At 38.4% G+C, this 26,148-nt stretch carries 23 protein-coding genes and 5 tRNA genes; 16 read left to right on the top strand and 12 right to left on the bottom strand.

Going from position 1 to position 26,148, the window contains the following annotated elements:
• Window positions 1–74: 74 nt before the first annotated feature.
• The gene (locus R2800_08870) at window positions 75–2,411 is read right to left on the bottom strand and encodes a T9SS type A sorting domain-containing protein (protein ID MEZ5017150.1); all 2,337 of its coding nucleotides are present in this window, start codon (window positions 2,409–2,411) and stop codon (window positions 75–77) included.
• Window positions 2,412–2,576: 165 nt separating this feature from the next.
• On the opposite strand from R2800_08870, the gene R2800_08865 reads away from it, so the two are divergent.
• From R2800_08865 to R2800_08825, 9 genes are all read left to right on the top strand, one after another.
• Window positions 2,577–3,068, top strand: a complete 492-nt coding sequence (locus R2800_08865; protein MEZ5017149.1) for a calcium-binding EGF-like domain-containing protein — start codon at window positions 2,577–2,579, stop codon at window positions 3,066–3,068.
• Window positions 3,069–3,101: 33 nt separating this feature from the next.
• Complete coding sequence (locus R2800_08860; protein MEZ5017148.1) at window positions 3,102–3,737, top strand: calcium-binding EGF-like domain-containing protein; 636 nt, start codon at window positions 3,102–3,104, stop codon at window positions 3,735–3,737.
• Between the two features lie 225 nt (window positions 3,738–3,962).
• Window positions 3,963–4,035 (top strand) — tRNA-Thr (locus R2800_08855).
• Window positions 4,036–4,075: 40 nt separating this feature from the next.
• A tRNA-Tyr gene (locus R2800_08850) sits at window positions 4,076–4,158 on the top strand.
• Window positions 4,159–4,172: 14 nt separating this feature from the next.
• Window positions 4,173–4,245 (top strand) — tRNA-Gly (locus R2800_08845).
• A 120-nt stretch (window positions 4,246–4,365) separates the two neighbouring features.
• Window positions 4,366–4,437, top strand: a tRNA-Thr gene (locus tag R2800_08840).
• A gap of 114 nt (window positions 4,438–4,551) precedes the next feature.
• Window positions 4,552–5,739 carry an elongation factor Tu gene (gene tuf / locus R2800_08835; protein MEZ5017147.1) on the top strand — a complete coding sequence of 396 codons (1,188 nt, stop codon included), beginning with the start codon at window positions 4,552–4,554 and terminating at the stop codon, window positions 5,737–5,739.
• Between the two features lie 177 nt (window positions 5,740–5,916).
• Window positions 5,917–6,786 (top strand): hypothetical protein, encoded by an 870-nt coding sequence (locus tag R2800_08830; protein MEZ5017146.1) that lies wholly within the window; start codon window positions 5,917–5,919, stop codon window positions 6,784–6,786.
• The gene (locus R2800_08825) at window positions 6,783–7,784 is read left to right on the top strand and encodes a S41 family peptidase (GenBank protein ID MEZ5017145.1); all 1,002 of its coding nucleotides are present in this window, start codon (window positions 6,783–6,785) and stop codon (window positions 7,782–7,784) included. The genes R2800_08830 and R2800_08825 overlap by 4 nt, the downstream gene beginning before the upstream one ends.
• 6 nt (window positions 7,785–7,790) lie before the next feature.
• On the opposite strand, the gene R2800_08820 is transcribed toward R2800_08825, so the two are convergent.
• Complete coding sequence (locus R2800_08820; protein ID MEZ5017144.1) at window positions 7,791–9,296, bottom strand: BCCT family transporter; 1,506 nt, start codon at window positions 9,294–9,296, stop codon at window positions 7,791–7,793.
• An 83-nt stretch (window positions 9,297–9,379) separates the two neighbouring features.
• Here R2800_08820 and R2800_08815 point away from each other — a divergent pair, with 83 nt between their 5' ends.
• Entirely contained in the window at window positions 9,380–10,438 is a 1,059-nt protein-coding gene (locus tag R2800_08815) for an aminotransferase class V-fold PLP-dependent enzyme (GenBank protein ID MEZ5017143.1), read from the top strand.
• On the opposite strand, the gene R2800_08810 is transcribed toward R2800_08815, so the two are convergent.
• The 6 genes from R2800_08810 to R2800_08785 form a co-directional block, all read right to left on the bottom strand.
• A complete protein-coding gene (locus R2800_08810) occupies window positions 10,435–10,719 on the bottom strand; it encodes a DUF427 domain-containing protein (protein ID MEZ5017142.1) in 285 nt (94 codons plus the stop codon). The two genes, R2800_08815 and R2800_08810, sit on opposite strands and share 4 nt — an antisense overlap.
• Window positions 10,720–10,736: 17 nt before the next feature.
• On the bottom strand, window positions 10,737–11,678 hold the full coding sequence (gene egtD, locus R2800_08805; protein MEZ5017141.1) for an L-histidine N(alpha)-methyltransferase: 942 nt from the start codon (window positions 11,676–11,678) through the stop codon (window positions 10,737–10,739).
• Window positions 11,678–12,826, bottom strand: a complete 1,149-nt coding sequence (gene egtB / locus R2800_08800) for an ergothioneine biosynthesis protein EgtB (GenBank protein ID MEZ5017140.1) — start codon at window positions 12,824–12,826, stop codon at window positions 11,678–11,680. Before egtB ends, egtD begins: the two co-directional genes overlap by 1 nt.
• 172 nt (window positions 12,827–12,998) lie before the next feature.
• Complete coding sequence (locus tag R2800_08795; GenBank protein ID MEZ5017139.1) at window positions 12,999–13,424, bottom strand: SRPBCC family protein; 426 nt, start codon at window positions 13,422–13,424, stop codon at window positions 12,999–13,001.
• A gap of 81 nt (window positions 13,425–13,505) precedes the next feature.
• Entirely contained in the window at window positions 13,506–14,027 is a 522-nt protein-coding gene (locus R2800_08790) for an SRPBCC family protein (protein MEZ5017138.1), read from the bottom strand.
• Between the two features lie 60 nt (window positions 14,028–14,087).
• Window positions 14,088–14,951: a helix-turn-helix transcriptional regulator gene (locus tag R2800_08785; protein MEZ5017137.1), complete on the bottom strand. Its 864-nt coding sequence runs from the start codon at window positions 14,949–14,951 to the stop codon at window positions 14,088–14,090.
• Window positions 14,952–15,134: 183 nt separating this feature from the next.
• Here R2800_08785 and R2800_08780 point away from each other — a divergent pair, with 183 nt between their 5' ends.
• From R2800_08780 to nusG, 4 genes are all read left to right on the top strand, one after another.
• A complete protein-coding gene (locus R2800_08780) occupies window positions 15,135–16,559 on the top strand; it encodes a hypothetical protein (GenBank protein ID MEZ5017136.1) in 1,425 nt (474 codons plus the stop codon).
• Window positions 16,560–16,653: 94 nt separating this feature from the next.
• Window positions 16,654–16,724, top strand: a tRNA-Trp gene (locus R2800_08775).
• A gap of 36 nt (window positions 16,725–16,760) precedes the next feature.
• The gene (secE, locus tag R2800_08770; GenBank protein ID MEZ5017135.1) at window positions 16,761–16,955 is read left to right on the top strand and encodes a preprotein translocase subunit SecE; all 195 of its coding nucleotides are present in this window, start codon (window positions 16,761–16,763) and stop codon (window positions 16,953–16,955) included.
• A 25-nt stretch (window positions 16,956–16,980) separates the two neighbouring features.
• On the top strand, window positions 16,981–17,544 hold the full coding sequence (gene nusG, locus R2800_08765) for a transcription termination/antitermination protein NusG (protein ID MEZ5017134.1): 564 nt from the start codon (window positions 16,981–16,983) through the stop codon (window positions 17,542–17,544).
• 70 nt (window positions 17,545–17,614) lie between these two features.
• Here the strand turns inward: nusG and R2800_08760 are convergent, their stop codons facing one another.
• The 4 genes from R2800_08760 to R2800_08745 all read right to left on the bottom strand — a co-directional run bounded on the left by R2800_08760 (window position 17,615) and on the right by R2800_08745 (window position 22,605).
• Complete coding sequence (locus tag R2800_08760) at window positions 17,615–17,893, bottom strand: hypothetical protein (protein MEZ5017133.1); 279 nt, start codon at window positions 17,891–17,893, stop codon at window positions 17,615–17,617.
• Between the two features lie 149 nt (window positions 17,894–18,042).
• Window positions 18,043–20,730, bottom strand: a complete 2,688-nt coding sequence (locus tag R2800_08755) for a carboxypeptidase-like regulatory domain-containing protein (protein MEZ5017132.1) — start codon at window positions 20,728–20,730, stop codon at window positions 18,043–18,045.
• A gap of 285 nt (window positions 20,731–21,015) precedes the next feature.
• Window positions 21,016–21,567, bottom strand: a complete 552-nt coding sequence (locus R2800_08750) for a hypothetical protein (GenBank protein MEZ5017131.1) — start codon at window positions 21,565–21,567, stop codon at window positions 21,016–21,018.
• Between the two features lie 261 nt (window positions 21,568–21,828).
• Window positions 21,829–22,605, bottom strand: coding sequence for a hypothetical protein (locus tag R2800_08745; GenBank protein MEZ5017130.1), 777 nt, complete (start codon window positions 22,603–22,605; stop codon window positions 21,829–21,831).
• A 277-nt stretch (window positions 22,606–22,882) separates the two neighbouring features.
• Here R2800_08745 and R2800_08740 point away from each other — a divergent pair, with 277 nt between their 5' ends.
• Window positions 22,883–25,054, top strand: a complete 2,172-nt coding sequence (locus R2800_08740; protein ID MEZ5017129.1) for a tetratricopeptide repeat protein — start codon at window positions 22,883–22,885, stop codon at window positions 25,052–25,054.
• 93 nt (window positions 25,055–25,147) lie between these two features.
• Window positions 25,148–26,113 (top strand): PAS domain-containing protein, encoded by a 966-nt coding sequence (locus R2800_08735; protein ID MEZ5017128.1) that lies wholly within the window; start codon window positions 25,148–25,150, stop codon window positions 26,111–26,113.
• Window positions 26,114–26,148: the final 35 nt, after the last annotated feature.

Genomic DNA, 26,148 nt, shown 5'->3' with positions numbered 1-26,148 from the left:
AGACGACTACTTAACGAGTTGTTTAGAACTGGTTAACGAGCTATTAAGATTGCGGAGTGTTGTTATTTGAAGTACTAGAGTACAACAAATTTATACGAGTCCTTTCCTATTTGTATCATGTATACACCACTAGGTATGCCTCTGACATCAATCTCCTGTTTGAATTTTTTATTGGTTGGTGTTATTGTGCCTTTTTGGATCACATGTTCTAATACGTCCACTATTGTATACTTATAGGTGCTATTATCGGATATGATACCGCTAATGGTAAATAGTCCATTGTTAGGGCTAGGATATAGTTTGACGGATATTTTACTAGTGCTACGTACTTGTACTTGTGTTTCAGCAGTTTTGGTGCAACCGTTGTAAGAAGCAGTGACTCTGTAGGTGCCTGCATGAAGTATTGTAGCATCTTTTATAACAGGGTCTCCGTCGGTAGAAGTAAATCCATCAGGGCCTGTCCACGAAAAGGTTGTTCCTGCTTTTCTATTTCCGGCAAAAAGCCTTAGCTCTTCACCTTCGTTTATTAAACTGTTGTTGGTCGGGGCTGGCAGTATAGGTCCTTCTGTCATATCAATAGTTACGCTAGAAGGTGTAGAGATACATCCATTGTTAGTAAGAGATAAGATGTATGCACCAACGTGCTCATTATCGAGTCTGAAATTTGGGCTTTGTTTTGTTGATGTAAATCCGTTTGGTCCTGTCCAGCTATATTCGCCACCGCTGATATTGGTTTTGCTGTATAGTTGTATCCATTCATCTTCACATACAGGGCCATTGCTACTCACTTCTGATATTATGGGCAGAGGTTTGACCTCTATGTCAATAGCGCCGTTTTCTGAGCAATATTTGTAAGTTGTAGTAACACCATATACCCCTGCATGTATCATTTGGGCATTAGTAATGCGTGGGTTAGGGTCGGTACTGCTAAAGTTATTAACTCCAGTCCATGCATAAGTAGCTCCTGGTGTTTCTGTAATGCTGAATTGGATAGTGTCCTTTTCGCATACAGGTCCGTTGTGTTGGATGTTGGGTTTCTTAATGTCTGGTATTTCAACATTTATTATAGTCGGAGGCGAGGTGCAGCCATTATGTGATAGTGTAAGAATATATTGCCCTCCATCCTTGGCCGTTATGTTGGGGCGAAAAATAGCTCCGCCAAAGAGATTAAATCCGTTAGGGCCTTTCCATTGATATACTCCTGCACCACCTCTGGTGGTAAGTGCAAGTGTATCTCCCGGACAAAGGGTTGTGTCTCCCGTTACTTCTAATATGCTTATTTGCCCGCCAATAGCAACATCTAGTTTGGTAGGCAAAGATTCACATCCGTTGCTTTCAAGAACCAATTGGTATTCTCCTTCGTAGGACTTAGGAACATTAGGTATGGTTGGGTTAGGAATAGATGAGGTAAAGCCTGCAGGTCCGGTCCATTTGTAGATCAGTCCAGTCTGTCCTACAATGCTTTTAAGTAATAGTGTGTCTCCTGCACATAGTGGAGGGTTGTAAGAAAGTATCGGGGTGTCTGGTGACGGTTTTACAAAACCATATACAGTGTCTTTTGAGGTGCAAGTACCAATTTTTGCAGTAACGATATACATGCCCGAGTTGCTAGGTTTGGCATGTTTTATTAAAAAGTTGTCCCAGCCACTAAGAGGGTTGCCCAAACTGTCGTGCCATATATAAGATACATTGGGTGTAGTGCTATGCGAGGCAAAGCCAAGGTCTCCACGTTCGCAAACGGGGCTATTGGTAGTTGCTACAGGTTTTGCAGGAGGTGGGGATATTATTGGTCTTATTGTATCAGTTGTGGTGCAACCATACGCCGTTACCTTGGCTGTAAAGACATTATTATGTGCCAATTTAGCATTGGTGAGCACTGCATTTTGGATATTGCTGGTATAGCCAGATGGGCCTTCCCAAGCAAAAGTGGTATTGGCTGTTGTGGTAGTGACGCCAAAGTTAAGTGTGTTGCCTACACATACGGGGCTGTTTACAGTAACGCCGGTAATATTAGGGTAGTACGAAACTCTAATATTTACACCGTTGTTAGGAGAGGTATATGCAGGGCTATCTGCTACAATTCTTATTCTATATTGCGTGCCTGGAGGTGTGCCTGATGGTATGGTGCAAATAACGGTATTGGAAGCGTTGCCATAGCCTTGACCTATAACAGGGCTGTAGGTAGAAAAAGTGCCATTAAAGTCAGATAGTATTATTTTGAAAATATTATTATTCTGAAAATTGCCCGTGGAGCTATTCACAGTGTAGCTAACATTAAATTGCCCTCCTCTACATTGTAGCGTATCTACAAAGGGTTGGTTGATACTTACGGTTTGTCCGAAACTATTAGTACAAAATATAATAACAACCAATAGAAGAAATAGGGGGCGATATTTGCTAATGATGCTCATGTAAGCTTAGGTTATGCTATTAAACTTGGTTGTAATATAAATTAAAAGCTGATATAATAGTGTTATTATACTAATAGTCTGTTTATTTTAACCCCATTTTTAAGAGCAGAGAGTAAATAAAGCTCTTTTAAGTAAAGTGGTAATATGCCTTTATATTTGTGCACAATGAAAAAAATATTTCCCCTTTTTGCCGTCCTCTTATTGGTGGCTATAATATTTAGCTCATGTATAAGAGATAATTGTGGTGGTGTCTCTTGTCAAAACGAAGGTGTATGTGTTCAAGGTACATGTGCTTGTTTGTCTGGTTATGAAGGAGATAATTGTGAAAAATGGTGGACAGATAAGTTTGATGGTAAATGGAAAGTCACTGATGTGAATGGTAGCTTGACACAAACGTACGATTTAAACATAGTTTCATCGTTAAAGGATACCTTTTTGATTTTTGGCTTAGTGGATAGTATTGATACCGATACGGTCTATTGTATTCGTAAGTCTTACTATGCGTTTGATATACTGGCAAAAACTATGGTTGATACCACTAAAAAAATTGAGAGTGGCTCAGGTACTATTAACAAAGAGAATAATACCGTCACAGGATTGTATTCTTTTGCCTTTGGAGACAGCGTAGTAGCTACAAAATTTACCTGGGCTAGGTAAATAGTTTATTTTTGAATAAAAGACTAAATAGATATGAATAAAGTGCGTAAAGAGTTAGTGTATACGGCATTGGTGGTACTTTTAGCTTTTTTTGCAGTAGGGTATACCAGCTGTAAGAAAACAGAAACAACACCCTCGGTAGATGATGCCTGCGCTAATGTAGTGTGTCAGAATGGAGGTACATGTTTCAAGGGAGATTGTAGCTGCCCTGTGGGGTATGAGGGTACTTATTGCCAAACCAAGTCTGCAAGCAAGTATGTAGGCAAGTGGCAAGTAGAAGAGAAAGTTGTGGTGAGTTCAGACAACGCAAAAGTGGGTACTACACGTAATTATACGGTAGAAATAGTGCAGACTTCAGCTATAGCTTATGAATTAAGTGTAAATAATTTTAGAGGGAATGCTAGTCATAACAATGTTGGTTGGCGATTGGGTTGGCAATATATAACAGATGATGACGGTAACGAGTCACAAACCTTGGCACCTTCAACTCAATTTTTATTCGTCAGAAAGCAAGTTTTGAACGGTTCTAAAATAACTATTGAAAGTGGAAGCGGTACAGTAAATAATACGGGTACATTTATGAGTGGCAGTTTTAAAACCACAGAACCTGATAGCGCGGGCAAAGCGTATAGGGAGACTTGCGAGTTTAGCGCAGTATATATCCCTTAAAAGTCAATTCTAGCAATAGTTTTGAGCAATTAATGTTTGAGTTTTTGTCTTAGAATTACAGCTTTCAAATACCTTAACTTTTTTAATATAATCGCCTTGCATAATCACGCAGAATTTTTTTTTTTCAAATAGCATAAAAAAGTTTGCAAAAATCAATTTGTTACCTACTTTTGCAATCCTGTTTCGCGCAGGTAGTTCTTTTAAAACCGACTAGAAATTAGATAAGCCGCTTTAGCTCAGCTGGTAGAGCAATTGATTTGTAATCAATAGGTCGCTGGTTCGATCCCGGCAAGCGGCTCTTTTTTAGTTATTTATCTTAATTCTTTGTATTAAGATTGGGGCAGATGGCCGAGTGGTTAAAGGCGACAGACTGTAAATCTGTTCACGCGAGTGTACGTAGGTTCGAATCCTACTCTGCCCACATAAAAGAATTTAGCGGGAGTAGCTCAGCTGGTAGAGCGACAGCCTTCCAAGCTGTAGGTCGCGGGTTCGAACCTCGTCTCCCGCTCTAGAAATAATAGTTTTCTCCATACATGTATTGTGTAAGGTGAAAGCTTTTAGTGTTGAAGGGAAGTTCTTAACAAGCAGTTGTAGCTAAACAGTTCTATGAATTGTTTAAAACACATAAGCTGTTGTAGCTCAGCGGTAGAGCACTTCCTTGGTAAGGAAGAGGTCGGCAGTTCAATCCTGCTCAACAGCTCTAAGAGAATACGGTACATCGCCGCAAATGATGAATATGAAGTAAGAAAATGGCTGTTTTGGCCATATTATTTATAACAATTTGTTTAGTAAACATCTATTAAAAAAATAAACAATGGCAAAAGAGACCTTTAGTAGGGAAAAACCCCACGTAAACATTGGTACCATTGGCCACGTAGACCACGGTAAAACTACGTTGACAGCTGCAATCACTTCTGTACTTGCAGAGCAAGGTACATCTAAGAAAATGGGTTATGATGAGATTGATGGTGCGCCTGAAGAAAGAGAGCGTGGTATCACAATCAACACTGCTCACGTAGAATACCAAACAGCTACACGTCACTATGCGCACGTTGACTGTCCAGGTCACGCGGATTATGTGAAGAACATGATTACTGGTGCTGCTCAAATGGACGGTGCTATCCTAGTGGTTGCTTCTACTGATGGTCCAATGCCTCAAACAAAAGAGCACATCCTTCTTGCACGTCAGGTAGGTGTTCCTCGTATCGTTGTATTCATGAACAAGGTTGACCTTGTTGAGGATCCAGAGATATTAGAGCTTGTTGAAATGGAGATCCGTGAATTACTAGATAAGTATGACTATGATGGAGATAACACTCCAATCATCCAAGGTTCTGCTATCGGTGGTCTTAACGGTGAAGCTCAATGGGTTGAGAAAATTAACGAATTAATGGCTGCTGTGGATGAGTACATTCCACTTCCTCCACGTGCAGTTGATCAACCATTCTTGATGTCTGTAGAGGACGTATTTACGATCACTGGTCGTGGTACAGTTGCTACTGGTCGTATCGAGCGTGGTGTTATCAAAATAGGTGACAACGTTGAGATCGTAGGTTTCAATGATGCTGCTATGACTTCTACTTGTACTGGTGTTGAGATGTTCAAAAAACTTCTTGACCGTGGTGAGGCTGGTGATAACGCTGGTATCCTACTTCGTGGTATTGAGAAAAAAGATATCAAACGTGGTATGGTTATCTGTGCTCCTAAGAGCATCACTCCACACACTGAGTTCAAAGGTGAGGTTTACGTACTAAGCAAAGAGGAAGGTGGTCGTCACACTCCATTCTTTAACAAGTACCGTCCTCAGTTCTACTTCCGTACTACTGACGTAACTGGTGAGTGTATGCTTCCAGAAGGCGTTGAGATGGTAATGCCTGGTGATAACGTAAACTTACACGTAAAACTAATCGCTCCAATCGCGATGGAAAAAGGTCTTAAGTTCGCTATCCGTGAAGGTGGCCGTACAGTAGGTGCTGGTCAAGTTACTGAGATCATCAAATAAAGTATAGTACAGTTTAATAAACTGTTCTCATAATACTGAAACAGCCTAGCACAAGCTAGGCTGTTTTTTTATACTTCGCTTTAGAGTTGGTGATATGAATTCATTAGATATTTTATAATAGAACAACCTAGTTATTTACTCTTTTTTTAACTTGTTGTTATGTATAGATGCAGTGTTATGTATAAATTACCCATCGGCATATTATTTATGCTCACATCATTTATAAGTTTGGCTCAGGAGCAGACAACAAGTTTGAGTAATAAGCAACAACGAAAGTTAAGACCTAAGTATATGCAAGTAGGTATGGGTTTTAACAGAGGGGCAGTGCAAGATTTTGCTACCTCGCCAATAACCTACAAAGGCTTACTATTTAATTACTCTCTAGCTAGGTTGAATATGGATAGCAAGAAAGAGGTAAAAGCAGGCGTGAGGTTTAACCATGGTAAATATGGTTATAGTAGAGAAGAGGGGATACCGGTAGCTACAAATGCATCGGCCTATTTATTATTCTTGAACTACTACAGCTTATATCGTATTAATAGATGGTCTAATGACAAATGGAATATAAAGTTGGGTGGTGCTTTTGATGTTGTGGGCGATCTTCGCATCAATTCGGCTTTCATGAATGCAGCAGTTGGTTTTGAAGTTTTCAATACGCTTGCGTTGTCAGGTAAGGCAACAAGGGTATTCAGAAGAGACCATGCTGTTGATAAAAAGCTATGGTTCATCAAGTATCAACTAAAGCCAACTGTACGCACATTGTCTTATCGATTCAATGTGCCTGTAGTGAATGGGTATTATAGAAATGGCTATGCCTATGTGCGAGAAGGAAGTCTTACTGCAGGTTATCAATACAAGCTCTTCTCAGGTGTAAGGTTAAATTCAGAGCTGGCCTATACGCACCAGATGCAAAACGGAAATATGTGGCGTGCCTCTTATTTTTGGGATGCGTATACTACTGGTGGTGATCACAACCGTTTTGAAATGGCCAACCATATTTTCGAATTCTCCATATTATTTCATTTAAATAAAACAGTACAACCATGAGAAAGCTTATTGTGATCACTGCATTTGTAATAAGCCTCACCTCTTGTGAAAAGGCTATATTTAAGAAAGATGGAGTTTCTACCAGCCCTAGGCAAAACTTTGACCATTTATGGAAAGAGTTAGACAAGCGTTATGCTTACTTCACCTACAAAAAAATAGATTGGAACCAGGCTTATACAACTTATGCAGGTAGGGTATACGAAGGTATGTCTGAAGATTCCTTATTCAATGTGATGGGTGCCATGCTCAATGATCTTAAGGATGGACACACTAATCTTGTATCTCCATTCAACCGTTCTAGATTCGATATTACTTTATTAGGTCCGCAGAATATTGATGACCGTGTGATCACGGAATATTATCTAAAAGGTACTGCTCTGTATTCAGGTCCATTTACCCACGCTTTTATGCGTAATAAAGAGGTCGGATATATTCGTTTTAAATCATTTCCGGGTACAGTCGATGATGTACAACTGGATTATATAATAGATAGGTATAAGGATACTAAGGGGTTGATTTTCGACATCAGGCAAAATGGAGGTGGTGCTATTAATGATGCTTATCAAATTGTCTCCAGATTTATTACTGCCAATAAATTGGTTTACCAAGTACAAGATAAGAAAGGGGCTGGGCATGAAGATTTTGATCAACCGAAGCAGTATGTGCTGAAGGCATCAAGCAAGACTAAATATTTGAAAAAGATCGTCGTACTCACTGATAGAGGAACGTATAGTTCTGGCTCCTTCTTTACTCTCATGGCAAAAGCCATTAGTACTATGAAGGTAATGGGTGATACTACTGGTGGAGGTTTGGGATTGCCCAACGGTGGGCAGCTGCCTAACGGATGGACCTATCGTTGTTCAATAACCAGAACATTGGATGTAAATGGTAATAACTATGAAAATGGTATACCTCCTGATGTTAGGGTAATGGTAGATAAGGCTCGATTGGCACAAGGTATAGACGATGTGCTGGAAGCTGCGCTAAAAGATATTTAGTAGTTGCTACAAAAGTCTCTTGCTCCTGAAAAGAAGTATGACGACACCAATGCAACACAGCATCAATAAAAATAATGCAGGCAGTCCTCCAAGGTTGCTTAGCATTTTTACGCCGTCGATACCGGAGAATGTTATCATTACCCAAGCTACTGCACCTACTACTATTCCCCATAAGTATTTGATATAGTTAGGCGGGTTAGGGCTATCTGGCGATAGACCTTCGGTGCTAATGCCAGACATGGCTTCCGTGTTAGAGTCGGCAGCAGTAACATAAGAAATGAACATGCTTATCAAGAAAATAATAACGAGGATCTTTGATAGTGGAAATACAGATAATACCTTATAAATAATAGATTCAGGACCTGATGAGCTTAGTGTAGTTGCTAAATCCAACCCTCCTTGCAGTTGATAATAAATACTGGTACCACTAAATATAGACATCCAGAAGATGCCGAAAAGAGAAGGGATGAACCAGTTGAATAATACAAACTGGCGCACGGTATAACCATAAGAAATACGCCCTAAGAAAAGTGCAGTAATAGGCGCCCAAGCCATCCAGTTTGCCCAGTAAAATGTTGTCCAGCTATGTGTCCATTCTTTATCGCTAAAAGAACCTATGGAAAGACTATGAGGAATGAAATTAATTAGATACTCCTTTAGTCCTGATAGCATATATCCGAATAATTCGCGTGTGGGGCCAAGAGTAGCAACTAGTATACATAATGCTATGAATATAGCCACATTAACAGAGGATAGTATCCTTATGCCTTTCAGTAAACCGGTAGCGGCCGATAAGGTAAAAGAAGCAACAATAACAATGGCAATAATAGCAGTTAACCATGCGCTACTTTCAGTGTTGGTAATAGTAGCAATGCCTCCTGATAAACTCATAATACCTGCGCCTAATGATGCAGCCATGCCTGCCACTAATGCAAAAAGACAAATGTTATTTAAGCTGATGCCCCACCATTTATGGTCCGTTTTTTTTGTAATAGGGAAGAGCATGGAGCTCAAAGAAAACTCATGCTTTTTGTTATAATACCCCAATGCGAATAGAAGAGCTGGGATGGTATAGATAGCGTATGGTGTGAAGCTCCAATGCATAAAAACTGTAGACATACTGAAACCTATTTTGTCGGCATCAGTGTTTAAGTTTAATGATCTAGGTGGTGTGTTTATATGATAGATAGGTTCGGCAGAACCCCAAAATAAAATGCCTACTGCTATGGTGGTACATAATATAATAGAGAACCAACGATAACGATTGAGAATAGGTTTTGCATTAGCGCCTCCTATTTTTATTTTCCCTATTGGTGAAAAATAAACTGCTATACAGAGCAGCACCATTGTGAAGCTGGTATAGTTGAAGGCATTATCAAAATGGTCGAGTATCCAGTTATTGGTAGCGGTTACTATTTTCAAAAAGGCCTCTTTATTGATAAGGCTATAAACCAATGCTACGAGTAGCAATACGAATGGTGGCCAGAATACAGCATGGTTAAGCCGTTTGATACTATATGGTTGTTTATTTCTGATGATGACTTGTTTAGTCTATAAGATAGAGATTATTTACTTTTAAAGCAGATTTAACTACTATGAATAACCGTACATACTTAAATACAGCTGCTTGTGGTTTGTTGCCAAGCGCTTTCACAACACAGGCAGAGGAGTTATATGATGAGATGAGTGCAGATGCCAGCACACATGCAGAGCATTGGAGAGATAATGTACAACCAGAATTAAGAAAGGCTGTTGGAAAATTATTGAATACTGATGTAGAAAACATAGCCTTGCTGCCTAATTTTTCTTGGGGTATCAATGGTGTAGTGCAATCTCTAAAAGGTACCGAGCGTATTTTGATGTACAAAAACGATTATCCTTCACTAACAGAACCATTTAAAATAAAAGGCTTTGATATAACATGGGTGGGTGATGAAGATGGTTTTGCAATAGATGTAGCAGCAATTAAAACACATATACTTGCTAAGCAGGTAGATATACTGGCTATAAGCCATGTGCAATGGATGAGTGGCTTTAAAGTAGATTTGAAAGAGCTTGGTACATGGTGTAAGGAAAATGATGTTCTGTTCATAGTAGATGCAACACAAAGCCTCGGCGCTATAGAGATAGACCTCGGTGAAATGAATGTGGACGTACTGATAAGCAGTAACTATAAATGGATGAATGCAGGTTTTGGTACAGGGGTAATGTATATGAATAGGTCATTCATAGAACGATATACACCAGCTGTTGGTGGACATAATAGCTATGTATTAAGTGAAGGGAAGTGGATATACCAACCTTCTGTTAGAAGCTTTGAACCAGGGCATCCTAATATGTATGGTTTTTCAGTGTTACATGCTGCAATAAAACACAAGCTGGAAATGGGCGTGTCTAAAATTGAGGAAGATAATAAAGCACTGACTCAACAACTATTAGATGAGCTTCGTACACTTGGTATTAATTATTTGGGTGATGATGATATGGAACGAAGAGCATCAATAATCTTCATAAAAGATGAGAATGGCGTTTGGGATAAGCTAAAAGAGCATAATATCATAGCCTCTCAAAGAGGAGGTAATATCCGCTTCGGTATACATTATTATAACACCGAAGCAGATATAAAGAAGTTGGTTGATTGCCTAAAGCCTTAATCCTTAGTTACCTCAACTCCTTTCCAAAATGCAATGTACCCTTTAATGGCTTCTGCCAGTTCTGATGTTTCAGGGTAGTACCATGCAGCATCAGGATTTTCTTTACCATCTACTTCTAGTGTGTAGTAAGAAGCAGTGCCTTTCCAAGGGCAAACCGTATGTGTATCGCTATCCTTAAAGTATTCTTTGTTGATAGCAGTAGGAGGGAAGTAGTGGTTACCTTCAATCACTCTTGTTTCCTTGCTCTCGGCAATTACTTTGCCATTCCATGTTGCTTTCATATCGTTATGTTTTATTGTTATTTCATTTCTAATAAAAAGTCTGCGTAATAGTCTTTGCTATCTGTGAACTTTTGTTTGATGTATAATCCTGTGTCGCTAATAATGTCATTCACTACATCGGCATCATACTTTCTTGATATTTCCATGTGTATGCGCTCTCCTTCATCAAAGTGGTAGGTTTTGCCTGTAGCTGTAATGGTTACATCTTGAGCTGCTGTGCTCACAATATAACTTTCAGCCATGCCTTCTTTTTCATTATAAACAGGAGCATGCTTAAACTTACTTACGTCAAAATTGCCACCTAGCTCTTTGTTGATACGTGTAAGTAAATTGAGATTGAAGGCAGCAGTGATACCTTGTGCATCATTGTACGCAGGGAGGATAATACTTGCCTCTTTTTTAAGGTCTACACCCAATAGTATTTTGTCTTTAGGGTTGAGCTGCTCGCTAAGCTGTGTGATAAATCTACGAGCGTTATGGTCTAGCATATTACCAATGTTAGAACCCAGAAACAGAATGACCTTGCGTGCCGTATGCTCTTTAATGTCTTCTAAGACGCTGAAATAATCGCCCTGTATAGGGCGAACATTAATATTAGGCAGCTCCTTTGCTAAACGCCGGCTAAGTGTGTCTAGCGCATGTTGAGAAATGTCTATCGGTATGTAGGTAAAGTCTGCTTTGGTTTGCAGCATTTTTAGTAACTCAATGGTTTTAGTGCCGTCGCCAGCACCTAGCTCTATTAACTCTAGAGGCTCGTTTGTTACGTCAAAAGCATTGATGATGTCTTGTGCCTGTTCTGTAAAGATCTCATATTCTGAATTAGTAAGATAGTACTCAGGCATGTTCATTATTTGCACAAATAGATCATCTCCTATCTCGTCATAAAAATATTTTGAGAGTAATTGTTTTGGTGAGGAGCTTAGTCCTTTATCTACATCTTGTTTAAAAGCTTCGTTCATTATTTTACTAATCTTATTCCTGAAAATTGCCATTGAAAATGAGGGTGGAAAAAGTTCCTATAGGTTTTGCGGCTATGCCCTGCTGATGTGGCTACAGATGCTCCACGTAGCACCATTTGGTTGACCATGAATTTACCATTGTATTCTCCTACGGCTCCTGCTGCAATTTTAAAATTGGGGTAGGCAAGGTAGGCGCTGTTGGTCCATTCCCAACGTTTGCCCCAGTCCAGTTGGTCGCTAGCTACTTCCCATTCTTGTTCGGTAGGTAGGCGCATGCCTTTCCATGCAGCATATGCGTTGGCTTCATAATAGCTAACATGAGCAAGTATGGCATTAGGGTCTACTTTTTGCAACCCTGCTAATGTATAGTAGTGCCATTCCTCATTTATTAAATGCCAATGTAATGGTGATTGTATATTGTTTCCATTTACCCATGCCCATCCTTCATCCAGCCAATAGTTGAAATTCGTATATCCTCCTGCATTGATGAACTCTAAATATTCACCATTGGTCACTAGCGCTTTGTTGATCTCGAATTCGTGGATGTATGTTTTATGTTGTCCTAACTCATTATCATAACAAAAACTATCTCCTTTAAAGCCAATATCATAAACGCCTTCAGCTATTGTTACAAATCCTTCTTCTGCATTATGGTCTTTAAGTAGGTTGAATGCTTGGTCGTAAATTGGGAAAATAGGATTGTGTCCTAATGCATATTTAAGATCGGTAATAAATAACTCTTGGTGTTGTTGTTCATGATTCATGCCTAGCTCTAGTAGGTCTGCTACCTCTTTGGTCACTTCTGTTTGCAGAAATGCATCCATATGCTCATCTACATATGCTCTGTAAGCAAATACTTCTTCAACACCAGGCCTTGTTATATTTCCACGTTCTGCCCTTAATGTGCGTTCTCCTACAGTGTTGTAGTAGCTATTAAACAGAAAACAAAAATCGGGATGAAATTCTTTGTATCCATCCGCATAAGGCTTTAATACCATTTCTTCAAAAAACCAAGTTACATGTGCAATATGCCATTTGGGAGGGCTGGCATAAACTACAGGTTGCGGCACGTAATCTTCTGTTTTCAACGGCGCACAAAGTGCCATTGTTCTTTGTCTTACTTGCTTGTATTTATTTAATAGACTCATTTTACGGGTAATGCTTTTATAGACGAGTGTAATGGATAAACATTACAGGCTTATCTAAAATAGGGCTATTAATTGGCTTAGAAAAAAGAAGAAGGCTATATAGCTATTTGATAATGCAATAGGTTGAAAGCCTGCACCTAAATGCAGTAACTTTCAACCGTTACGATAACTATTAATTCAAAGAAGTAGCATATTGCTCTATCCCCTTTACGCCCATTTGCCATGCTCCGATCAGCATTTTATTTACTTCGTCTTTTTGCTCTGGTGTTACATCATAATTGCCAGACCATTCGATGTATGTTTCCCCATTGGCATCTTCTAGTACACGCATATAGGCCGATAGATTTGACATAGGTATCATAGGTTGTGTAGCGATATCGTATCTTAATATTTTGTTTTGATGATCTACTAAGATTATTTTCTCGTCAAAGGTTTGTCCATCTCCAAGCCCGCAAACCCTGTGGTCTCCATTTACCTCACAGGTTTTAATGACTTCCCCAAACCACTTGTCGACACCTCCTACGGCTCCTATAATATCCCATGCTTGAGCAGCCGAGACGTCAATTGGTATTACTGCTATTGTTGCGGATTTGATCATAGTTTTTGTTTTTTGTGCATTTACATTAAATGTTGTTAATAATAGCATTGATAATAAAAAAGTGATTTTTTTCATAACTGTTTAAATAAAAGGTTGATTAATTGGAAGTTGTTTGAAGGCTTTAAGAATAGGCTTATAACTATGTTTAGATACTTCGTTGCCAGTTTCTAGATAGTACTTCAAGCCTATTAAAAGGTCTGTCATTTTTTTACGCAATGGTAGTTTCATCAAACCTGCCATGAATGTGGGCTTGGTGTTAAAGTTGGCAATAAGTATTATTTCTGTTTTGCTATTTGAAAGAGGGTTGAGTTTAATATTAATATCCATTGTATTTAGCATAGGCATATTGCCATCATAAATGTCAATGCTCATGCTGTTATATTCATCGGCATGTGTAATAGTCTCTTTGATATAGGTATTGGCATCAAGATCGCATCTGCGTTCAGTACCTACTTGTACGGCACCTGTTGTTATTTGATATGAGTGATCTAGGTTTGGGTTGAAAATGGATATGTCTCCAAACTGATGATATAATTTATCCCAAACTTGCTCTTTGTTTGTGTGTATGATCACACTAGTAACTATCTGCTTTTTGTTTGCCATTTTTGTATTGCTTTGGTACAATACAAAGGTGAGATGATGCAGACTAAATTACTTTTTCAACTAGTTCATAGTTTTGTCTTTTTGGTTCAGTCTATAGTTTGTTGGGGATAGTTTATATACTTCTTGAAAGGATTTAGAAAAATGAGCTAAGTCATTGAATCCACAATCGTAGGCAATATCACTTATCCTATTATTGGTGTTTGATAGTAATTGTGCTGCTTTTTCAAGTTTCTTGGTTTTAAAATATTGTGCAGGACTAATTTGGTATATCTTATTGAATTCTCTTTTGAAAGTAGAGGTACTAACGTTAGCCAGTTGAGCCAATTGTTCAACGCTTAGATTAGAAAATATGTTAGCTTCTACAACTTGTTTGAAGCTATATTCTTTTGGTGAGAATAATTTTGCCATCATCTCTTTAATAGCATCAGAATTGTCAGTTTTTACTAGTAATAATAAAAGCTCTTTTAGTTTTAGGATCAATAATTCATCACTGACAAGATGGGGGTTCTCAAAATAGAATTGCATACTTGATATGTAATGATGTAAAGTACTATCAGTTTTTATTCTAGTAATTCCTGTGTTGTTATGACTGTCTCTAGCCTTTGCTATAAATGTTGGGAAATCTGTATCATATATCTTTTTAAGGATCTCTGGATAGAAATGCACAGCAATAGCTTCACATTTCTCATAGTTTGCTGATCTTATCCATTGAGCATAATAATTCCCACATTCCATAAGTACACCATCTTTTGCTTCAACTTTAATATGTCCAATAGCACTGTTTAAATTATAGGTGCCATTAATTACATAAAGAAAACAAGCTTCATTAGACATGTTATTTGGGATGGAATATGGAGGGGTTAAAACCGCTTTTTCAAAAACCATTTTTTCATACAAGTCAAAAGTTTTGTGTTCTAATATCATGATCTGTTTTTCAGGAGCGACAATGAAAATTTTAAAAGGTCAATATATGGAGCTTGTCACTTGTCAGGTTAGGCTAACCGGTTCACTTATTTGTTTATTTAGGTCAAAGGCAAAAGGCTTATAGTAGATTTTTATTTATGATAACTTTTGCTAATCTTTAAGGAGCCCCATTTCTAGTACTATATGAAGATAATAATATCTATCCTGCTTCTTTGCATTATCTCTTTCTCTGCACGATCTCAAGATACCCATTACTGGAGCCACCAGTATGGACCTAAAAGCACTTTGCTTGGTGGTAGCGATGCGGCAGTCTCAAAAGATAATAGTGCAATAATTAATAACCCCGGTGGTTTGGGGTTTAATGACCAAGCCAGTTTGTCGGTCACTACCAATGCTTATTCCGTTGATTTTATGAAGTTTAAAGATGGAGCAGGTGCAGGGTTGGATATGAAGTCCACAAAGGTGCATAGTATTCCTTTAATACTATCAGGAGTGTTTAAACATAAGAAGCATCCTAAGTGGACCGTTGGTTATGCCTTGGTAGATAGAGTAAGATATAAGTTTGAAGCGACACAGCGATTTGATGATATGATCAATGTTATTGATGATGGTTATAGCCCTGGCCAAGAAGAGTTTGTATCTCAATTAGATATGAGAAACCGGCTAAAAGAAATATGGGCTGGGTTTACGATTGCTTACCGTATCAACGAGCACTTTGCTGTAGGTATGTCCAATTTCGGGGCGTATAGAGATCATCAATTCTCATCACAATACACAGCGCGAGCTGTTATCAATAGCCCGTTTTTGTTTGAAACATCCACATCCGATTTTTTATACAATGTATCTTATATAAGTGTGCGTAATATTTTTAAGCTGGGTGTAACGGCAAGCTTTGACAATTTTGATGCGGGGTTGAGTGTAACCATGCCTAGCTTCAACATGTATAGTAGAGCTATTGTGAATAGTGACCTTACAAGTAGTAATGTGATAATAGACGATGTAACTAACACAAGGGGGAGCATTATAGCTAATGATAGGCAAGAGAAGTTGCCTGCTAACTATAAGTCTCCATTTAGTGTAAGCTTAGGTTTGAGTAAACAGTTTAAAAAGACGAGGCTATTTGTAACCTCTGAGTACTTTGCTGGCATAAAACAGTATGTCTATATCTCGCCTAAGAATAATAGCTTTATCCGCCCTGCGGCTTTATTTGGAGGTAGTAGTTCTGAAATATTGCAGGTGGCAGGAGGTAAAAAGCCCGTGCTGAATATAGCAATAGGTGTAGAGCAACAGCTTTCGGAAAAGCTAACTCTAATGGCTGGCATAAGAACTGATAATAGTTTCTATGACGAAAGTGCAGAAGATATTGGTAATTCTCTATCCTTTACTAGTGCCAGCCTTTATCATGCTAGCGCTGGTGTTTCTATAGAAAGAGCCAAGGGTAAGGTTTGTATTGGGTTGAAGGGGTCTTATGGTAGTAATACCTTAGATCAGGAGGTTAATCTGACCAACCCTCAAGACAACCTAATATTGATGGGAGACACCTATACTACTCAGTATACATATTATAATGTTTCATTTGTTTTGGGTTATATTCATTATTTGAAGTAAGCTTTAATAAATCTTTAAGCTATTTTTGTGAAAATTGAATGAATTTTCCTTAATTTCGCACTGGTCTCCCGGCGGTGGGTGACTTTTTTATTTTACGGGTATAGTTCAATGGTAGAATAGAGGTCTCCAAAACCTTTGATGTGGGTTCGAATCCTACTACCCGTGCTAATAGGCTGTATATCAGTCTTTAATTGTTTAATTATGAGTAAGTTCGGTAGTTACATACAATCGGCATACGATGAATTGGTGCACAAAGTTACATGGCCAACATGGAGCGAGTTGCAACAAACTACAGTAATCGTATTGGTATCTCTAATCATCGTTACCGCATTTATATGGGGAATGGACCAAGCATCAATGGGTGTCTTTAAGTTCATCTACGATTTATTAGGTTAATAATTACATTTAAATTTTTGTTGAGATGGAAGAAGCAACTGTCAATGAGGATACCAAATGGTATGTTTTGCGTGTTATAAGTGGTAAGGAGAAGAAAGTGAAGGAATATCTGGATAAAGAGATCAAGATATACAAGTGGGAGAATGCCATTTTGCAGGTACTATGTCCTATTGAGAAGGTGTTTAAAGTGCAAGGTGGTAAGAAAGTACTAAGAGAAAAAATACTTTTCCCAGGTTACCTTATGATCGAAGGTAAAAACGGAAAGTTCAATGATGAAATGGTGCAGCACATAAAAGGTGTAACAAGTGTGATACACTTTTTAGGTAAAGACAACCCTACAGCTCTTCGTAAGTCGGAAGTGAACAAGATGTTCGGTAAGATGGATGAAGTTAGCGAGCAAGGTATTGGATATGCTGATCCATTTATAGAAGGAGAAACTGTAAAAATTACAGATGGTCCTTTCAACGACTTCAATGGTACTATTGAAGAAGTGAATAGTGAGAAGAAGAAACTGAAAGTAGTTGTGAAGATCTTTGGAAGAGATACTCCAGTAGAGCTGAACTACATGCAGGTAGAGAAAATAGCATAATACAAAAAGCATTAATAGCAAAAAGGGCACTTAGTAATAAGTGCCCTTTTTATGTTTATAAATATTGTGATTAACTGTAGCTCTGTGTATACTTTGTTACTGAGCTATGTATAATATGTTTTAACTTCTCTACCAAAGAGTCTACATCGGTAGCATCTTGACTCTTTTTAGCTTTGTTGACCATACGAATCGCTGATGTCATCAATGTTTGGTTAATGATCTGTGCGTTGTTAATAAGATCCTGTAGATACTCAAAAGAGGCATTACCTTTTCCTCTGCTGGTATGTTGTTTTACTACATAGTTGGCAATTCTTGAAAATACTTCGATGTTCTTATCCTGTTTGTTCATGTTTGTTTGTTTTATATGTAACGAATGTTTGTTTGTTATCGGTCCTCTAATTCCGATAAAACAAATATCCAAAACAGGAAAAAGTTGTGGAATAAAAAGCTGTTGCTTAACGACTGCTTTGCAAGCTGTTAACAACTCATTAAGAAATGTTATTTCTTCTTCCTCTTGATATTGATAGCCCTTCTCTTCTGTTTTATCTCAAAGTAGATGGTCTTCTCATCGTTGTTCAACAAGTCTGCTTGCTTAGCAAATTCTGTAGGTTTAAATTGATCGCCAAAAGCAGCTTGGCTTATCGTAACTGTATATGTGCCCGATGGTAGGTTGAAGTAGAATTCTCCCTCATCATTGGTTAGTGTAGAGTAGGTGTTTAGGGTGTCATTGGCCATTGCTGTAATTTTGATGTTAGATAGTTTAAACTCTAAGTTGGAATTTCTATCCTTTATCAGTTTAAGTTTACCACTTAATACTTTACTTTTCTTAAATGGCACATATACAGTTTTGTTTTTAGAAACATTGTAGTGTTGTATAGTACCTCCACTTGGTATCCATCCTTTTACCTTACTGCTAAAACCATAGTCTGCTTTATAATCGCCTTTGTCAATGTTTTTGTAAATAATATGCCCATTCCCATTCGATACAAATTTATTAGAGTTAATGGCAATAGTTTGTCCTGGTATTACTTCTTCACCTTCATCTAGTTTTTCATTAGCATTAGCATCTTTAAATAGTACCAGTTTTAGCTGGTAGTACTTTCTTACAGGTAAGAAAGGTGCAACTAGCCTTACTCTAAAAGATACGTTTACATAGGGTTGTACTTCTTTTTGTTCAATAGGGATAATGCCAGAAACGTTTAGATCAAACCCTCTTCTATAATTGGTATAGACAATGTTGGTTAACAGATTGGATGTTTCTATGGCGCTAGGCAATGATTTGGCATAGCTAAACTGTGTGCGTATAGACAAGCTGTGTTTGAAAAGACTAGTTTCTAAATAGGGGCTAATGATTATCCTTTCAAACTGTTGTGTCTGGTCTTGTAGAAAACGTATATAGTCATGATAGTAGTATGGACCTATATCGTAACGCCCGCTTACCCCTATAAAGTCATATTGTATTGAGCCTTGATTACTCAATACATTTACACCTGTAAGGTCTTCGGCTCCGCTTAGGTGACCTCTACCATAATAGGAGCTGATGTTGGCATGTAAGTTTTTAAAAGCTGTAATAGATGTGCTGAGGTTTAGATAACTAAATATATATTCAGGATTATAAGAGGTGTCGGCACTTTGTAACTGATGTTGTTTTCCGGCAGATAAGGAGACATTACCCCCTTTAAAACTTACACCTGTTCTGGCGCCATAGTTTTGTGTGCGAAGGTTAAATACGTTATCAAAATAAGTGGTGTCTTGATATATGTTTTGTGCACGAAATGTATAGTCATAAAAACCTCCAATAAAGGTGTTTTTATACATGAGTCTGCCATCGTGCGATTGTAGTCTTTGTCCTTTAAAAATACCGGGATAGGAATTACTATTGTACAATACATCGGAGACTATTGAATAGTATTTAGTATTCCATAGCAGTTTATAACCTATAGATGTTCCTATTTGTGAGGTTTGGTTGGTATTGGTGATATTGCTTGTAGCTTGTTCCAGTCCTGTGCCCCCAATGATATTGATCTCTTTATCATTGGCTACTTTGTATTTAGCTGTATGCTGAATGATGTAGCTGTTAATTTTATTGTCTCTGTCAAGGTTTACAGTTGCTTTATCAGCCATGCTGATCTTATCTGAGATGCCATATTTTACATCACCACCAATTAAATTACTATTTCCCGTACGGCTCTGTAATAGACCGTATACTTTTGCTTGATTACGATCGCCTTTCCATTTGTAGCCACCAATCACGCCATAACCATCCATGATAAAGTCGGTCAGTTCATTCACGTTACCGATAGTGCCATACCATTTTTGTCCTTCGTATTCAGCTCTTAATATGCTGTTTTTTATAACCTGGCCCTGTGTATAGGTATTGCTTCTTAAGTCAAATGCCAGCCTGTCGTAAGGTGTAAATTCTAAACGGCCGTGTAATGCGCCATAATACTGAAGGTCATTAGCTCCTTGCGAGGTAAATCCTGTTTCTACTTGCAGGGGCATTTCCATAAAGCCAGACTTATGATCACGTAGCATATAGCCTACTTTAGATATTGTTTGTATTAAGTTGTAGGTTTCACCTTTTGCTTGTTTTACTTGAACTTTTATTTGTTCATTCCTAAGTATGTTCCATTGTGCATCGCTTATGCGTAATGGAAGGTTATAAGTAGTGTCTTCTGTAGGTTTTAAGGTGATGGTTTGGGTATAGTTCAGGTTCAGCAAATTGTTGCTGAATGTTATAAAGTAATCGTGAGTGGTGTTGCCTCTGTTGGTTACGGATACAGGTATGTACACATTTTTTTCGTGAGCGGTCATCACGTAGTTAGAATGGGGTAGTGTAGCCTTAAACTTTGTAAACTCTTCTACTTTTACATGGAAGGAGTCTTTTAAAATTTCAGCACCATTATTCAATCTATACTCTATGTTGAATGTTTGCCAATCTGCAGTTTTGGAACCTGAAGGCAGCATTCTAAGATTTACAATAGTGTTTTCATTTCCTTCAAGACTTATAGTGATCACTTTTTGAGTTGTCAATTCCCAACCTTCAGGAGGGCTTATATTAAGTACCACGCTGATCTTATTGTCAGTAAGGTTAAAAATATTAATGTTGTTGTACAGAAAGGAGCGGTTATTGTCGGCCTTTAAAGTGTCTTTAAGTAGTTGGGTACGGTATACTTTACTACTCAATTGTGCTTTTGCAATGGTGTGAAAAGACAAAAATGCCACTAAGCACAAAATGAGTTTTATACTTAAGCGATAATATGTTGTCTTGTTCCTCATCCGTATCCTTGGTCTATGTTGTTTTCTATATATACAAGACCAGATATTGGTGTTGTAAATATCTGAATAATATATAGAAATAGCAGAAATAGACATGGTTTGTTATTAACAAAAGGGCCGTTTATGTGTATAATCAAAGCAAAAAGAGCAGTCCGTATGGACTACTCTTTTATATTTTGAGAGAGAGACTTCTTAGTCTTGAGTAGCAGTGTAAACTACATCTACAGTGTAAGTACCTGCAGGGTAAGCGAAACCAGGAGTAGCTTTATACTTTACAGAGAAAGTTTGGTTACCACCACGGTCACCGTCAGTGATCAAGTCTTGGTTAGAACTAGTCAAAGTGTTGTAAGCAGAGCTAGAGAAGTTAGCACCGATGCTACCACCAGTATTGTTAGCAGAAACCATCACTCCAAGAACACCAGAAACAGGCATTATAGGAGCAGGAGAAGTAGAACCACTGTATGAGAAGTTAGCAGCGTTAGTTTTTACTGCAACTGTGAAGTTTTTATTAGAACGAACTTTAAGTTCTTGAGCGCTAGTCTCAACACCGTTAGCGTAGTCGTTAACAGTTGTGAACGGGATAGTTACGTCAGAACCTGTAGCATTACCAGTTCCAGTGAAAGTAATTTCGATAGCGTTGCTCAAAGCCAATTTAGTAGTTTGAGAAGCAGAGCTGTTAGCGTTTTGTGCGTTAGCTGCGAAACCTAGAGAAACTAATGCTGCGATTGCGATGATCTTTTTCATAATTGTTGTTTTTGTTTGTTTGTTAAAAAAGGTTGTTGTTAATGTTTGTTTTAGTTGTTTGTTCGTTTGATGATGTAAAGATGCAACGGTGGTAGAGATAGTGGAAATAAATACAGGGTGTTAACACCCGATTTGCAACTGGTTAACGAGCGGTTAACAATCTGCCCCGACCGCTATAAAACACTAAAGCAGCCCAGATGGACTGCCCTAATGCTTTTTGGGTGTATATAATTAAGGTGTGTATAATGATCTATAATGATATTATTGTTGTGTAGCAGTGTACACTACATCTACAGTGTAAGTACCAGCAGGGTAAGCGAAACCAGGAGTAGCTTTATACTTTACAGAGAAAGTTTGGTTGCCACCACGGCTACCGTCAGTGATCAAGTCTTGGTTAGCGCTAGTTAAAGTATTGTAAGCAGAGCTAGAGAAGTTAGCACCGATAGAACCACCAGTGTTGTTGCTAGTTACCATTACACCAAGAACACCAGAAACAGGCATTACCGGAGCTGGGCTAGTAGAACCACTATAGGAGAAGTTAGTAGCATTTGTTTTTACTGCAACTGTAAAGTCTTTGTTAGAACGTACTCTCAAGTTTTGAGTGCTAGTTTCTACACCGTTAGCATAGTCGTTAACAGTTGAGAAAGGGATAGTAACATCGCTACCAGTAGCGTTACCTGTATTTGTGAAAGTGATCTCGATTGCGTTGCTTAAAGATACATGAGTAGACTGGCTTGCTCCTGTAGAAGTTCCAGAGTTGCTAGAAGTACTGCTTCCTCCTCCGTTTCCTATACCGTTTCCGTTGTTGCCACCACCTTGATGGTTACCGTTGTTTCCATTGTTAGTATTACCGCCATTGCTTCCTCCGTTTCCATTTCCGTTACCGTTGTTTCCGTTTCCATTTCCGTTTCCTTGGTTTCCGTAAGCGTTTCCATTATTGCCATTGCTGTTTCTTCCGCCGTTGCCACCTTGTGCAAGTGCCGCTGTGCTAAGACCTAGAAGGCAAGTAAGTAGTAATATGGTTTTGAAATTTTTCATCTTTAAAATGTTTGTGATCTGTTGTTTTTAGTTGTTTGTTCGTTTGTTGACACAAAGATGGGGCACAAACAGCCCATGAGACGAATAATTGATCCTTGTTAACTGCCGTTTTGCAAGCAGTTAACGATTGGGTTACAAGCAGTTAACCGCTAATTAACAAATGCAATACCTGTAGAAGCATTTCATTCTTGCCTTAGTTTTTAATTACATATATTTGTGCTGCATAGAAATGTGGTATAAGGTTTTTCTTTCTATGTGGTTGATAATCAGCAATTAAATGACAAGCAAAAGGATAATTACACTGCTTTTAGCGGTGTTTTTAAGTACTTACTATCTATGTAACCCTGCTATAGCACAGTCGGGTAATGTAGATAGTATCCGTAGTTTGTTAGCCAAGCACACGGCTGAAAATGAAGAAAGGGCAGACCTATTGATCACTTTAAGTCTTGCTCACCAGCCCGATAATGTAGATTCTTCTTATAAATATGCAACGCGAGCCTTAGCGCTATCAGAAAAGATCGACTATAATAAAGGTAAGGCCAATGCTTATCAGGCTTTAGGCTCTCATTATTATACCCTTAGCAAGTTTGATACAAGCCTTAAAATATATGATAAAGGGCTAACTATTGCTAAAAAGAACAGCCTGCTGGTAAGTATAGGGTCTATATTAAATGATATAGGTAGTGTTTACTTGCGTAAAACGGAGTACGAATCGGCCATAGCCTATTATGATAGTGCCCGTGCCGTGGGTAGAAAGACACAAAACAAGCTATTGCTGGCCAAAGCAAGCAGCAATATTGGTAGTATCTATTATAAGATGGGCAATTATGCCAAGGCGCTTATCGACTATCAGGAAAGTTTAATGCTGTATGAAGGCCAAAAAGCCTGGATAGACATACAATATTCTCTATTAAATATCTCTAATGTCTATTATCGTTTGGGCGATTACCCAATGGCCATTAAATATGCAGATAGCTGTGCTCGTATGATGGACAAGTACGGAACGCCTTGGAGCAAGGTATCTGTATTGACCACACACTCAATGATATATGGCAAACAAGGGAAGTACGATTCTGCCTTATATTATGAATTGGAAGCCCTTAAATCCGCTGAACAGACGCAAAGCAACTACCTAGTTAATCTAATTCATCAAAACCTAGCAGAATGCTACCTTGATCTGGGAGACTTGGATAAGGCTTATAATATATATATGAGCTCTATCAGCGAGTCGAAAAGAATAGAAGATCCGGAAGGAGTTGCTGTAGCAAATGCGGGTGTAGGGCAGGTATTGCTGAAAAAAGGACGAGTGAGAGAAGGTATCCGCTATTTAGAGAAAGGGCTGGAGGGATTGAGAGAACTAGAACTAAGAGAAGATGCCAAGCAGGCTAGCTATACCTTGTTTGAAAGCTATGAAAAGCTGGGAGACTATCGTAATGCCCTAAAGTACTTTAAGGAGAATAGAAAATACACAGACTCGCTGAATAACAATAGTGAGAAGGCTAAGGTGCGTCAAATGCAATTTCAGATGGAGCTGGGTGAAAAGCAAGACCGTATTGATAAGCTAAAGCAGGCACAGGTTATAGATGAAAAGAAGAACGATGTGCAGAAAGTACTCCTGATAGCAGCACTTATAGGCCTTTTACTATCAGCAGCCATAGCTTATCTGGTCTATCGAAACCTGAAAAACCTGCAGAAGAGTAAGGCGCTGATAGAAAAACAGAAAGAAGAAATAGAGCATCAGGCACAGCACCTGACCAACTTGAATAACTTTAAGGACATGACCTTTTCTGTCCTGTCTCACGATCTACGCAGTCCTATCAATGCGCTTAGTAGCACCCTTATGTTGCTGGACGAAGAGGTGATCACCCCTGAAGAGTTTGCCATACACAAGCAAGAGCTGGATACTAAACTCAACTCTGTGAACCTGATATTGGACAACCTGTTACTATGGGCAAGAGACCAGATGAAAGGGGAGAATATGCTGCGCAAAGAGTTGATAGATCTGTATAAAAAGGTGGTGGAATGTATAGGTGTGCTGCAAGACCCTGCAAAAAATAAGAATATCACCATCATTAATAACGTACCGGAAAATACCAACGCCTTTGCCGATCGTAATCAAACATTGATGGTAGTACGTAATATATTATCTAATGCGGTGAAGTTTACCCCTGTCAATGGTATTATTACCGTTAATGCTACAAAAGACGACGAGTTTACCATTATTAGTATTACCGATACAGGTGTGGGCATGTCGCCTGAGGTACTTAAGCATCTTTTTGATGGCGATACCAATAGCAGTACCATAGGTACTTCGGGAGAGAAAGGTACCGGTATCGGTTTGATGTTGGCCTATCGTTTTGTACAGCAAAATGGAGGCGATATTATAGTAGACAGCGTAGAGGGTAAGGGCACAACATTCTACATTCAGTTGCCCAATAAAGAACTTTAATGTGTAACTCACACATCTTATTCTACTTATGTAGAACTAATTCGGCATTTTTTTGTTAAGTTAGAGGAGTCATTTGCCACTTACCTACTAACTATGTTCAAAAAAAACGCAAATCACCAAGATCATCAACAGCGTGTAGCAGAGCTAGAGGATATAATAGATAGTATTACCGATGGGTTCTTTAGCTTAGATAACGACTGGAAAATTAGTCATGCCAATAAGGCGTTTAGTCTTATGTGCGGTTATGAGCATGGTGAGTTTATAGGTAAGGATTATTGGGAGCAGTTCCCCACTGCAAAAACACAGAAATTTTTCACAGAATATCATATAGCCAAAGAGCGAAAAGAAGTAAGGCATTTTGAAGAATACTCCACTTCTCTTAATAAATGGGTGTCGGTAAACGTATATCCTACACCAGATGGGTTAAATATCTTTTTTACAGACGAGACCAAGCAGCATGATATGCGTGAGGCGCTGGCCAACAATGAAAGAAATATCAGTGCACTTATTAATAATACGGATGACCTGATATGGTCGGTCGATAGAGACATGAAGTTGATATATGCCAATCAGGCTTTTCAAAATTCTGTATCCGCCCAAATAAAACGTACACTGAAGCAAGGAGAGAATTTATTACTAAGTGAGTTTGATGAAGAGGTGAAAAAATTATGGGAAGGCTACTATAATAGAGCCTTAGCTGGAGAGACCTTTAGTATTGTACAAGAAGATATTACAGCATCTACTGAAACTACATTCAACCCCATAAACAGTAGTAAAGATGAAATAGTTGGAGTAAGCTGTTTTTCTAGAAATATAAGCGAAAGGCTGAAACATATCCATGAGATAGAAAAGCATAATAAGAACTTAGAAGAAATTTCGTGGTTATACTCGCACAAAGTACGTAAGCATGTAGCAACCATTCTTGGGCTAGTACAGCTCATGGATGTAGATAATTATGCCAATCCTACCAATAAAGAGATCATATCAGGCATTGTATCCTCTGCTAATGAGCTGGATAGTGTTATTAGATTAATTGCCAAAAAGTCTACAGAAAAATAATAGCATTTATATAAGAAGGGAAAAGGGACCCTTGC

This window comes from Flavipsychrobacter sp. (assembly GCA_041392855.1).
GTDB lineage: Bacteria > Bacteroidota > Bacteroidia > Chitinophagales > Chitinophagaceae > UBA5543.
This window is presented reverse-complemented; position numbering and strand designations above follow the sequence as displayed.

Excerpts from the sequence above, each read along its gene's own strand:
- R2800_08870 (MEZ5017150.1), bottom strand. The coding sequence starts at position 2,411 with ATGAGCATCATTAGCAAATATCGCCCCCTATTTCTTCTATTGGTTGTT.
- R2800_08865 (MEZ5017149.1), top strand. The coding sequence starts at position 2,577 with ATGAAAAAAATATTTCCCCTTTTTGCCGTCCTCTTATTGGTGGCTATA.
- R2800_08860 (MEZ5017148.1), top strand. The coding sequence starts at position 3,102 with ATGAATAAAGTGCGTAAAGAGTTAGTGTATACGGCATTGGTGGTACTT.
- tuf (MEZ5017147.1), top strand. The coding sequence starts at position 4,552 with ATGGCAAAAGAGACCTTTAGTAGGGAAAAACCCCACGTAAACATTGGT.
- R2800_08830 (MEZ5017146.1), top strand. The coding sequence starts at position 5,917 with ATGTATAAATTACCCATCGGCATATTATTTATGCTCACATCATTTATA.
- R2800_08825 (MEZ5017145.1), top strand. The coding sequence starts at position 6,783 with ATGAGAAAGCTTATTGTGATCACTGCATTTGTAATAAGCCTCACCTCT.
- R2800_08815 (MEZ5017143.1), top strand. The coding sequence starts at position 9,380 with ATGAATAACCGTACATACTTAAATACAGCTGCTTGTGGTTTGTTGCCA.
- R2800_08810 (MEZ5017142.1), bottom strand. The coding sequence starts at position 10,719 with ATGAAAGCAACATGGAATGGCAAAGTAATTGCCGAGAGCAAGGAAACA.
- egtD (MEZ5017141.1), bottom strand. The coding sequence starts at position 11,678 with ATGAACGAAGCTTTTAAACAAGATGTAGATAAAGGACTAAGCTCCTCA.
- egtB (MEZ5017140.1), bottom strand. The coding sequence starts at position 12,826 with ATGAGTCTATTAAATAAATACAAGCAAGTAAGACAAAGAACAATGGCA.
- R2800_08795 (MEZ5017139.1), bottom strand. The coding sequence starts at position 13,424 with ATGATCAAATCCGCAACAATAGCAGTAATACCAATTGACGTCTCGGCT.
- R2800_08790 (MEZ5017138.1), bottom strand. The coding sequence starts at position 14,027 with ATGGCAAACAAAAAGCAGATAGTTACTAGTGTGATCATACACACAAAC.
- R2800_08785 (MEZ5017137.1), bottom strand. The coding sequence starts at position 14,951 with ATGATATTAGAACACAAAACTTTTGACTTGTATGAAAAAATGGTTTTT.
- R2800_08780 (MEZ5017136.1), top strand. The coding sequence starts at position 15,135 with ATGAAGATAATAATATCTATCCTGCTTCTTTGCATTATCTCTTTCTCT.
- secE (MEZ5017135.1), top strand. The coding sequence starts at position 16,761 with ATGAGTAAGTTCGGTAGTTACATACAATCGGCATACGATGAATTGGTG.
- nusG (MEZ5017134.1), top strand. The coding sequence starts at position 16,981 with ATGGAAGAAGCAACTGTCAATGAGGATACCAAATGGTATGTTTTGCGT.
- R2800_08760 (MEZ5017133.1), bottom strand. The coding sequence starts at position 17,893 with ATGAACAAACAGGATAAGAACATCGAAGTATTTTCAAGAATTGCCAAC.
- R2800_08750 (MEZ5017131.1), bottom strand. The coding sequence starts at position 21,567 with ATGAAAAAGATCATCGCAATCGCAGCATTAGTTTCTCTAGGTTTCGCA.
- R2800_08745 (MEZ5017130.1), bottom strand. The coding sequence starts at position 22,605 with ATGAAAAATTTCAAAACCATATTACTACTTACTTGCCTTCTAGGTCTT.
- R2800_08740 (MEZ5017129.1), top strand. The coding sequence starts at position 22,883 with ATGACAAGCAAAAGGATAATTACACTGCTTTTAGCGGTGTTTTTAAGT.
- R2800_08735 (MEZ5017128.1), top strand. The coding sequence starts at position 25,148 with ATGTTCAAAAAAAACGCAAATCACCAAGATCATCAACAGCGTGTAGCA.